We start from the raw sequence: 10,297 nt of genomic DNA on the forward strand, positions 1-10,297 counted from the left end.
CGCCTATCTTCCGTTTTTGGAATCACCCTGATCGCTGGAATTCGAACCTTCAGCAGGTTTTCCCAAAGTACTGCGCATCTGAGTATCTGCTTCAATGTTTTTCAGATTCATATAATCCATCACGCCAATTTTACCGCTACGGAGTGCTTCAGACATAGCAAGCGGTACTTGAGACTCGGACTCTACGACACGCGCTCTCATCTCAACAACGCGCGCTTTCATCTCTTGCTCTTGGGCTACGGCCATCGCACGACGCTCTTCCGCTTTTGCCTGTGCAATACGTTTATCGGCTTCAGCCTGCTCGGTTTGCAAGAAGGCACCAATGTTTTTACCTACATCTACGTCCGCGATATCGATTGACAAAATTTCAAATGCAGTACCCGCATCAAGCCCTTTGGACAAAACGGTACGAGAGATCAAATCCGGGTTTTCCAAAACGTCTTTGTGAGAATTCGAGGAACCGTTCGTACTTACAATACCTTCGCCGACACGGGCGATAATCGTTTCTTCACCAGCACCACCGACGAGTCGATCAATGTTGGCACGCACCGTAACACGCGCTCTGACTTTTACTTCAATACCGTCTTTGGCAACCGCAGATACGATCGGCGTTTCAATAACACGCGGGTTAACACTCATCTGCACGGCTTGCAGTACGTCACGACCCGCAAGGTCGATCGCTGCGGCACGTTCGAATTCGAGTGGAATATTTGCACGCTGTGCAGCAATAAGTGCGTTTACAACGCGGTCAACGTTACCACCCGCCAGGAAGTGACTCTCGAGCTGATTAATATTCAGTCCAAGACCTGCTTTTGTTGCTTTGATTAACGGGTTAACAATTCGGCTAGGGGTTACACGTCTCAATCTCATCGCGACCAGTGTAATAATACCGATTCGTACGCCGGATGCGATGGCCGAAATCCAGAGCATAACCGGGAAAAAACTGAAAAATACGCTCAACACGATAATAGCCAGCACCGCGATGAGCAGAATCGTAATCATTGGGTCCATAAATTAAATTCCTCCGTTTGCAATAATTTTTTTTGAAAAAAAGAGCATCAGAACTGACGCTGTACACATGCGCTGCTGAAGCATGCTTCCACCCTATTGCCCGCATGTCGGCAATGTGGTTATGTACACGGCCGAAGCGATCATCTCACTTCGGCCATTGCAGAATTACACAGGCAATGCCTGTTGTACAACAATTCGGGTACCTTCCGCTTTGATTACGATAATTGGCGTATCCACAGGAATGAAGCCGCCATCCGTAACCACATCGATCCGTTCACCATCAAACATCGCCGTGCCTGCTGGACGAAGCGGAGTCAAACTGATGCCCTGCATGCCAATCAGCTCCTTGCGCTCTGTTGCCGAGGAATACCCGCGATCAGTAGACAATCGCTCACTTAATATAAACCGGTTCCATATTCCTCTGTCTTTGAACACAATCGCAATGATGGCTACAACGACAAGTGCGGCTCCAAAGGCAATCCCAAGAGATACAAAGGCATCACTTGTATCATAGGCTGCCCGTACTACACCAGCCACCAGCGCAATCGATCCCACAATGCCCAGAATACCAAAGCTTGGGATAAACATCTCCAGAATCATCATCACGAGCCCGATCGTAAATAATACCCATGTTTCCGCTCCGGCAAACCCCGCAATGTAATTGCCAGAGAAATAAAGAACAAAACATACAATACCAACGATTCCCGGTACGCCAAAGCCAGGAACGATAAGCTCAATGATGACACCGGCAATACCGATAAACAGCAATATCGTCATCACAATCGGATTGGTCAGAAAAGTGGAAATGTTCTCCGCAGTCGTGCGTTCCATCTTGAACACATCTCCTTGACCATACCCAAGCCAGCTTGCCGCTTCTTCCGGTGTATTGCTGATATGATCCGCATATCCTACCTTCAGCGCTTCTTCAGCGGAGAGAGCAATAATTTCACCTTTTTGCTTGGTTTTATTGATCTCCGGCATCTCGACTACGATGTTGACATCCGTCATGCCTGCCGCAATATCACTATCCCGACCGCTCTTCTCGGCAGCTCCCTGCATTTTGCTTTTCCAGAAGGCTACCAGCTTCGGATCATCCACATGTTTGCCTGTGCTATCCACCATGGCAGCAGCCCCGATCATACTTCCGGGCGACATTACTATCTTATCTGCATTCAGCGCTAAAAAACTCCCGGCTGACGCAGCATCACCGCGAACAAATGCCACGGTTTCGATCGGGCTTTCTTTAATCATCAAACCGAGCTTTTCAGCTGTATCGACACGGCCTCCCGGCGTATTGATATCGAGAACGATCAAGCCAGCGTTCATTTTCTCTGCTTCCTTGAATCCGCGCTCCATAAATTTGCCTAACCCCTGCTCGATTGGTTTATCAACCGGAATAATATATACGGCGCCGCTTTTTTCAGCTGCTTGCGCTGACGGTATTCCAATCCAGAGAGGAAGCAAAAGCGTCAGCAGCATCAAGAGCAGCATGGACCCCGTAAGCTTCTTCCGGCGCTTTCCCTTCACAATAGTCCCTCCTTTTCCAATAATGTTATACTGTCCAGCTTATGGTATTTATTACGCACAAAGCAAGCTTGCGTTTCAAAAACTTTAAATTATATTTGAATGCATACGTAAATGCAAGAAATATATACCCATAATCATGAATAAAACCCATTTTCTATAATTAGTTATGTATTTTCAGTGAAAAACACTGCGAAACCATTGAAAAAACACCCCCTGACAAGTCAGGAGGTGTTTATAGAATTTGCTTTATTGCAGAAATTGTTGAACTGCTTGATTAACCAGTTTGCCGTCCGCTTTACCTTTTACTTTAGGCATAAGGGCCGCCATCACTTTCCCCATCTCTGCTTTCGAAGAAGCACCGGTTTCCTGGATGGTCTGCTGTACAATAACTTTAATTTCTTCTTCGGTAAGCTGTTCAGGAAGATACTGGATAAGTATTTCAATTTCCGCTTCGGCATTTGCCGCGAGTTCTTCGCGACCTGCTTTGCCAAATTCCTGGAGGGCATCTTTGCGCTGTTTGATTTCACGACTCAGGATATCAAGCACTTCGTTGTCATCCAAATCTCTTTTCAAATCTATTTCAAGATTCTTGATCGTCGAACGAATCAACCGAATGGTGGAGAGTCTGAACTTGTCCTTACTCTTCATCGCTTGCTTCATATCTTCGTTCAATCGTTCGCTAAGATTCATGTAGTTAAAATCCTCCTAAAACTTTCTCTTACGAGCAGCCTCGGACTTTTTCTTGCGCTTTACGCTTGGCTTCTCATAATGCTTACGTTTCTTCACCTCAGCCAATACGCCATCTTTAGCGATGGAACGTTTAAAGCGACGAAGTGCAGCATCAATAGTCTCGTTTTTGCGAACTTTAGTTTCAGACACCAGTTTTCCCTCCCTCCGACCAGACCGTCCAAGAGCAATAACACGGTTCATCATCTTTCATTATAGGCGAAAGGCAATAAAAGTGTCAACCTTAACGTGATCCCTTAATATTAGCTGAGCCGCAGCAGTTTTTCAAGTCCAAAACAAGAAAAGTTGCTAAATTGCATTCTTCTGGCTCTTATCGATGTGAATCAGACAAACTTGTGAGCGCGCCCATACGAGCACCGCCCAGCAAATGATAGTGTAAATGATGCACAGTCTGCTCTCCGTCGCGGCCGCAATTGTTAATCAGGCGATATCCCGATTCCTTGATTCCAAGCCGGTTTGCCGCCTCCTGTGCAGCTGCATGCATCTCCCCGATCAAGGGCAGATCTTCTGCAGTTACGTCATTCATCGAAGTGATGTGCTTCTTCGGAATGACCAGCACATGGGTTGGAGCCGCTGGCTGAATGTCATGAAAAACGATGACATGATCATTCTCCAATACTTTGTTGGAGGGAATGGTGCCCTCTACAATTTTGCAAAACAAGCAATCCATCGTACAATCCCTCCTTCCTTTGAGTTCAAATTATGTATTCCTTTATATCATACTAAAAGTAAAATGCTACGTCCAATGCTGCCCCGTCACGATTTAACCAGTTGATCTAGGGTGTGTCTGAAAACGCTGAAGGATGCAGAGTTTGCCGAATTTTCGTTCCAAGTCAGGAAGTTTACCGCAGGCGTGCCGGGGCACGCCAAGGGAAAATGAGGCAGCAGGGGGCGAAAAGGTGGTAAAAGATGCACTTCAGCAGGTTTCAAGACACGCCCTAAATAAAATACTCCGTTTCATCCGTTTTCCGGCTGTATGTCAGTTCCCCCTGTTGTATGGAAAAAGAAAAGCCACACCCTGAGGCCAACAATGCTCTTGACCGGGTATGACCTTGATTAAGTTTTCTTGTTTGCTTGGTCAGCTTTTGTGCATACTTTCTCCATATCTGATGCAGCTATAATTCCGCAATGCTTAATAATAAGGCAACAGCGTTAATGCCGTAAGCGCAAATAAAGGCAGTACGAGCCTGTTAAAGCGTCTCCGTCCATATCCATAATACGGGTACGGACCAGGATAGCCATATCCAGGATAGAACCCGCGGGCTTGAGCCGCCGGATAATGAACAGCAGGCATCATATTCGGCCCCATGTTGGCATGGGCTGCCATAACTTCGTTTCCAACCGGAACTGCCAGATAAATCATCTCATCATCCACATTCTCTACAATGCCATCATAGTACGAACCATCGTTCATCTGAATACATACGTACCGATGGATGTGATCCTTACACAGTTTCTTTGCTTCTGCTTTATCCACATTTAACGCCTCCCAGTTCAGCTCTTCTTCTCCCTTCATCGTATTCAGAACTGGGCGAATTGACACTGCTTCGCCGGATTTGAAGCAAGCAGTATACCCTAAGGTGCATCAAGTGAATTAATTAAGTAAGCATTATATAAAGCAATTAAGGGAGCATTAAATAATGTAATTAAGGAGGAACTATATAAGTTGAACTAAAGAATGTACACAATCCACTCCAATATACTCATCAATCCAGGCACATTAGTCCAATATCGTCCATCGCTCATGGCAAGTGCAAGTCTGCCACCCTCTACTGCGAGCGCTAACGATCAGGAGAAGCCTTATTTCGGCATATTCGGGCTTTGGAAAATTCTAACGATCCCCAGAGACGCTATTCTGCTGAAATCAGCTTGATCAGGCTCATTTTTCAGGATTTCGAATGGAATAAGCTTCCTGGAGATCGTTAGAATTCAAATGTCCCCGATTCAGGGAAAATAAGCTCTATGGAGATCGTTAGCCTTCCCTCTTCGACTTAAACAGCCTACCAAGGCTGGTATCTTGCCCCATTACAGCGATCTTTGACGATCATGGATCGTTAAGCGGCATAATGTCGTTTCTTTAGTTTTATATATATAATTAACACGATCCGTAAAAAACAGCATAAAAAAGAAGCCCCTCGTGAGCGGGCTTCGGGAGAAGTCCGGCTGCGCGGACATCCATACAGGAAGCATTCCTGAACAGATGTCCGACGGGGGGCTTAAAGCAAGTTTGTCGGCTTAACTGTAGTATAACAGCGGGTTGAACCTGTATCTGTGATGTAACTCACTTGTTCTGCATGTCAGTAAAAAAAGAAACTATTTTACAAATTGGCAAGTTACAGGAATGCCAGTCTACAAACTTTCCAATACGACTCGAGAGCCCGCACCGGCGTCTCCAGCCGGAATGACGACCAGTTTACGCGGCAAGCGCGCACGAAGCTCGGGAACGTGACTGATAATGCCCACGGCCAGCCGATCGTCATGCAGTTTCTCCAATGAGGTAATGACTGTATCAAGCAGCTCCGGGTCCAAGGTGCCGAAACCTTCATCCAGGAAGAAAAATTGCAGTGGATATTGTCCGCGCAGCTGAATCTGTGCTGACAGTGCCAGCGCCAGCGACAAGGAGGTTAAGAAGGTCTCTCCTCCAGACAATGTGGACACCGGACGTTTGACTCCGCCATTGGCATCGTCACAGATCACAAAGCCGCCGCCGGAATCCACCTCCAGCGAATACCTCTGCTTGGTCAGGAAGCGAAGACGCTGGGATGCCGCATGGCTGACCTGCATCAGCTGCTCCTCCGCAATGTACTCTACGAATGCATTGCCCCGGAAAGCTGATTGCAGCTTGCTTAACAGCTCCCCTTGATGGCTGACCTCCAACCGTCTCGTCTCCAGCTCTGTCCAGCGCACATGCCGCTGCTGCACATCCTCCAGGTCACGTTCGGCACGCGCCTTCGCCTGCAGGGCAGTTTCATCCTCCATTCTGGCCTGCTTCAAACGCTCTGTGCATGATGTCCACTGTTCCTCGGTGACTACCGCGCCATCCAGCTTCTGCTCCAGTTCACGCAGGTGGGAAGCCAGTTCCCGCTCGCGTTCTCGATGAAGCTGGATTTCCTTTTTCAACCGTTCCGCATCCTCGGCTGGCATAGCCGCCTGTGTAACCGCCGTATCCGTCTCAAACGGGGACTGTTCCAGCAGTCGCTGCCAACGTTCCTGCGCCAGTTCAAGCTGCTCCAACGCTGAAACAGCCGCCTGCTGAGCCATAACATCCCGCTTCGCCGAATCCTGCTTCAGTGCGTCCGCTTGCTTGAAGCGCTGTTCAGACATTGCTGCGATTCTGCGCAGCTCGTCCAGACGCGCCTGTGTCGCACGAATCAGATCTTCTACGCGCTGTTCACCGACCCACTGGCGCAAACGCTCTTCTTTCTCGGCAAGCAGCTTGCTGCTGCCCTGCCATTCGGTCTGCCACTGGATCAGCTGCTTGTCCAATTCTGTCAGCTTCTGCTGCAATGACTGGACAAGCTGCTCCTTCTCTTCAAGGAACGTCACGCTTTTGGCCAGACGTTCCTTGATGTCTTCGGCGCGTGCATCGCGCTCCTGCATCGCTTGATAGAGGCCCGCGGCCTCCGCTTGGGCGATGTCAGGCAGCTCTGCGGCCCAGCGGCCCTGCAATGCAGTCGCGGCGGCTTCGCTCTCGGCCAGCTTGCGCTCCGCCTGGGCGAGCCCGGCACGGCCGGCCTCTTGCGCAGCTGCCGCTTCCATGCGGCGCTGCTGCGCGCCCGAAGCCGCCTGCAGCAGCGCGGCGGCTTCGCCTTGCAGTGGCGCTGCTGCGGCAGCCAGCGCCTGCGCGGCTTCGCGCAGCGCAGCGGCACGCGCCGCCCAGCCCGCCGGAGATCGCCCATCTTCGGGCGATCCGGGGGGCTCGGGCTCCGCTGCCGCAGGCGCGGCCTCGGCTGCGGCCGGGGCATCGCCGGCCGCGGCGCCGAGCTGCGTCAGCAGGCTGCGGCGTTCGTGCAGCTGCTGGCGCAGCCCGAAGCGCAGCTCCTGCAGCTCCGCGTGCAGGCTGCGCAGCAGTTCCAGGTCCGCATCGTCTGCGTGCGGACCTTCTCCCGGCGGCGCAGCCGGGAGCGGGTGGTGTGCGGAGCCGCACACCGGGCACGGCTCGCCATCGCGCAGCTCGGCGCGCAGGGCGGTGGACAGCCGGTGCAGCTCCTGCTCACGCATCGTGCCGCGCAGCTGCTCCTCCGCCCGGGCCAGCAAACTCTGTTCGCGGCTGATATCCTGCTCACAGGCAAGCAGGGCCTCAACCCCCGCTGACGCCTGTTCCACCAATTGCTGCCGCCGCTCGGTCAGGCGTCTTTCCTCCGCGGCCGCTGCTTCCAGCTTGTCGGCCCCCTGCTGTGCAGACAGCTGATATGCCTGCATGTCTGCTCTATGCTGCTTTACCTGTTCCGCCGCCGTATCCATGCGATGCTTCAGCTCAAGCGCTGCTTGCAGCTGCCTGCGTTCCTCGGACTTCACTTCGTTTGGCTTCAGGCTCTCCTGCAGCTCTTCACGCCGTTTGCGTCCGCGCAGCTGCAGCTCACGCTCCTTATCCAGCTGCTGACCAAGTGTGGTCTGTTCAGCCTGTCCTTTCTCGATCAGCTGTGCAAGCCGGGAACAATCAGCCTGCAGACTGTCACGCTCCCGCTGCAGCTCCTTGGCCTGCTCAAGCTGGTCCAGACGCAGCAGCAGCTTGGGCTCCTCTGCGGTTAACTGCTTCCTTGCTTCCTCAGCCTGTTCAGCTTCCTGCACTGCCAAACGTTCATGCTCTTCGGCCTGTTGCCGTGCAGCTTCTGCTTCCAGCTGCCGCTGCTTCCGCGCCGATTCCGCATCACGTACCGTTTGAAGGGCGGGCAGCATCACTTCGGCTGCTCCCGAAAGCTTCAGACGGGCTTCATCCGACTCAACCTGCGCTGCCTTGGATTGCAGCACCTGCTGTTCCTGCATTCGTGCTTGCTTCTCCTGACTCAGCTCTCGAATTCGGCCTAATTGCTCCGCCTCTTTCGCTGCCATATCCAGCGCTTTCCGAGAGGTATCGGCATGTTGAACCGCTGCCTGAAGCAGCCGTTTCGTTTCTTCAAGCGTTTCTTTGCTCGCATTGCCCAGTCCCTGCTGCTCCGCAGCGATAGCCTGATGAGCCATGTCATTATCCTTGACCCTGCGACTTAATTTGATCGCAAGCTGATCACCATACTTTTCCAGATGGAATAAACGCTGCAGCATCTGCCGCCGCTCACTGCCCTTGAGCGAAAGAAATTCAGCAAACTTTCCTTGCGGCAAAACAACCGCTCTGGTGAAATCGTCCATTTTCAGACCGATCACATCTTCCACACACCGGTTCACTTCCGCCAGCTTGTCGGCAAGCACCTGATCCTCACCGTCAATCGTCTCAATGAACTTGCTGACGGTATTGCTAACAGACACCTCGTTGTTCCGTTTGAAGCGCCGTTCTACCCGGAATCTTCGTGCCCCCTCTGCCGAAGCAAGCTCAAACGTAAAAGCAACCGAAAGCGAATCCTCGGCATGATTCATAATGCCCTGAGTCCCGTTTACAGCCCGTTCTACCTTGCCATACATTGCAAGTGTGATTGCATCAAGCAGAGACGATTTCCCGCTGCCCGTTGGCCCGAAAATACCAAAGAGCCCTGTCTCCGTCAGTACAGTAAAATCAATCTCCTGCATCTCCCGATAGCTTTGCAGCCCTGCAACTTTCAGTAAAATCGGCTTCACCGGCCTTCGACCTCCTCGCGCACACCTGGCTCGTCTTCATCCACGAGCTCGAGGAACAGCTGCACCAGACTGTCTTCCGGCTGTGCTCCTCCCGTCTGACGCTGATAAAATTTGCGAAAAAGCTCATGTACAGGCAGCTGTGAACGCTGTTCCATCAGCCCTGCCGCCTCCATCTCGGGATATACCGGACGAATGTGGATGATGCCCTCATGAGCTTTCCGCAGCTGCTGAATTTCCTTGAGTGACATCGCATCCTCCAGCCAAACCTCCATATCAATGTAAGCCTTGGAATCCCGTCCCTCATCCAGCCAGCGGTATACCTCTGCCAGCCCTCCGCGTGCCTTCCAGCGAACAAGCGGATTGCCACAGGTCAGAAGCACCTCCTCCACCTGCGCCTCACCGCCCGGCGTGAGATCCACCATCGTAATCGACTTGCTCTGCCCCGCTTCCGAGAAGCTGTAGGCCAGCGGAGAACCACTGTATCGAATGACACCTTCGCCTTTGACCGCCTGTGCCCGATGCAGATGTCCCAGCGCAGTATATTGGGCACCAATCTCCAGAGAGGAAGGGTCCACGGTATACGCACCGCCAACCTGAATCGGACGTTCCGAATCACTTTCTACACCGCCAAGCACATAAATGTGACTCATAGCCAGATTCACCGTATCCGGTCGAAACGAAGCCGCTAAACGCTTCATCAGCATACCTACCCTGCGGCTGTAGGCTTGCCGAAGCACATTTTCATCGCCATCCGTTGCTAACAGCTCGTTTAATCTCGCTTCCGACGGATAGGGCAGAGCCGCAATCTGCGCAGTCTCGCCAGTTCGCCGGGCATGAATAGTCACAGCTTCCGATACGGGTGTACCTACCAGCGTAATCCCCTGTCTATTCACAAGCGGAGTGACTGAAGCTACCCGCTCCGGCTGATCATGGTTACCTGCGATAACAACCAGAGGTCTGCCATTCTCCGTCAGACGCGCTGCCGCTTCATAAAACAGCTGCTCCGCCGAAGCAGGCGGATTCACCGAATCATATACATCTCCAGCCATCAATATGGCATCTGCCTGCTGCTCATCCGCCAGTCTAACGAGTTCATCAACGAAGTCCTCCTGTTCACGAAGCCTGCTTCGCCCTTCCAGCGTTTTTCCCAGATGCCAGTCCCCTGTATGCAAGATACGCATGGTCCGTTCCACCTCTTTCCCCTACATCATCTATCATTCGCATCTTAAATCTAGCGTTTTCT

At 51.8% G+C, this 10,297-nt stretch carries 9 protein-coding genes; 1 reads left to right on the top strand and 8 read right to left on the bottom strand.

The window, feature by feature from the left end; translation table 11 throughout:
* Window positions 1–3: 3 nt before the first annotated feature.
* From floA to ACQSGY_RS02325, 6 genes are all read right to left on the bottom strand, one after another.
* Window positions 4–1,011 (bottom strand): flotillin-like protein FloA, encoded by a 1,008-nt coding sequence (gene floA / locus ACQSGY_RS02300; protein WP_188591250.1) that lies wholly within the window; start codon window positions 1,009–1,011, stop codon window positions 4–6.
* Between the two features lie 165 nt (window positions 1,012–1,176).
* Window positions 1,177–2,502, bottom strand: a complete 1,326-nt coding sequence (locus ACQSGY_RS02305) for an NfeD family protein (RefSeq protein ID WP_427050560.1) — start codon at window positions 2,500–2,502, stop codon at window positions 1,177–1,179.
* A 282-nt stretch (window positions 2,503–2,784) separates the two neighbouring features.
* The gene (locus ACQSGY_RS02310; protein WP_111271870.1) at window positions 2,785–3,228 is read right to left on the bottom strand and encodes a GatB/YqeY domain-containing protein; all 444 of its coding nucleotides are present in this window, start codon (window positions 3,226–3,228) and stop codon (window positions 2,785–2,787) included.
* A 15-nt stretch (window positions 3,229–3,243) separates the two neighbouring features.
* Window positions 3,244–3,417: a 30S ribosomal protein S21 gene (gene rpsU, locus ACQSGY_RS02315; RefSeq protein ID WP_005547957.1), complete on the bottom strand. Its 174-nt coding sequence runs from the start codon at window positions 3,415–3,417 to the stop codon at window positions 3,244–3,246.
* Between the two features lie 178 nt (window positions 3,418–3,595).
* Window positions 3,596–3,955 carry a histidine triad nucleotide-binding protein gene (locus tag ACQSGY_RS02320; RefSeq protein WP_111271869.1) on the bottom strand — a complete coding sequence of 120 codons (360 nt, stop codon included), beginning with the start codon at window positions 3,953–3,955 and terminating at the stop codon, window positions 3,596–3,598.
* 462 nt (window positions 3,956–4,417) lie between these two features.
* Complete coding sequence (locus ACQSGY_RS02325) at window positions 4,418–4,801, bottom strand: hypothetical protein (protein WP_216517158.1); 384 nt, start codon at window positions 4,799–4,801, stop codon at window positions 4,418–4,420.
* A gap of 162 nt (window positions 4,802–4,963) precedes the next feature.
* Between ACQSGY_RS02325 and ACQSGY_RS02330 the strand changes: the two genes are divergently transcribed.
* Window positions 4,964–5,158: a hypothetical protein gene (locus tag ACQSGY_RS02330; RefSeq protein WP_427050507.1), complete on the top strand. Its 195-nt coding sequence runs from the start codon at window positions 4,964–4,966 to the stop codon at window positions 5,156–5,158.
* A 476-nt stretch (window positions 5,159–5,634) separates the two neighbouring features.
* Here ACQSGY_RS02330 and ACQSGY_RS02335 read toward each other — a convergent pair whose 3' ends face one another.
* On the bottom strand, window positions 5,635–9,054 hold the full coding sequence (locus ACQSGY_RS02335) for an AAA family ATPase (RefSeq protein ID WP_427050508.1): 3,420 nt from the start codon (window positions 9,052–9,054) through the stop codon (window positions 5,635–5,637).
* Window positions 9,051–10,235 (bottom strand): exonuclease SbcCD subunit D, encoded by a 1,185-nt coding sequence (locus tag ACQSGY_RS02340; RefSeq protein ID WP_427050509.1) that lies wholly within the window; start codon window positions 10,233–10,235, stop codon window positions 9,051–9,053. Before ACQSGY_RS02340 ends, ACQSGY_RS02335 begins: the two co-directional genes overlap by 4 nt.
* Between the last annotated feature and the right edge of the window lie 62 nt (window positions 10,236–10,297).

Source organism: Paenibacillus sp. TC-CSREp1, assembly GCF_050171015.1.
Lineage (GTDB): Bacteria > Bacillota > Bacilli > Paenibacillales > Paenibacillaceae > Paenibacillus > Paenibacillus silvae.

Coding starts and splice junctions, on each gene's coding strand:
- floA (WP_188591250.1), bottom strand. CDS start 1,011: ATGGACCCAATGATTACGATTCTGCTCATCGCGGTGCTGGCTATTATC.
- ACQSGY_RS02305 (WP_427050560.1), bottom strand. CDS start 2,502: ATGCTGCTCTTGATGCTGCTGACGCTTTTGCTTCCTCTCTGGATTGGA.
- ACQSGY_RS02310 (WP_111271870.1), bottom strand. CDS start 3,228: ATGAATCTTAGCGAACGATTGAACGAAGATATGAAGCAAGCGATGAAG.
- ACQSGY_RS02320 (WP_111271869.1), bottom strand. CDS start 3,955: ATGGATTGCTTGTTTTGCAAAATTGTAGAGGGCACCATTCCCTCCAAC.
- ACQSGY_RS02325 (WP_216517158.1), bottom strand. CDS start 4,801: ATGAAGGGAGAAGAAGAGCTGAACTGGGAGGCGTTAAATGTGGATAAA.
- ACQSGY_RS02330 (WP_427050507.1), top strand. CDS start 4,964: ATGTACACAATCCACTCCAATATACTCATCAATCCAGGCACATTAGTC.
- ACQSGY_RS02340 (WP_427050509.1), bottom strand. CDS start 10,235: ATGCGTATCTTGCATACAGGGGACTGGCATCTGGGAAAAACGCTGGAA.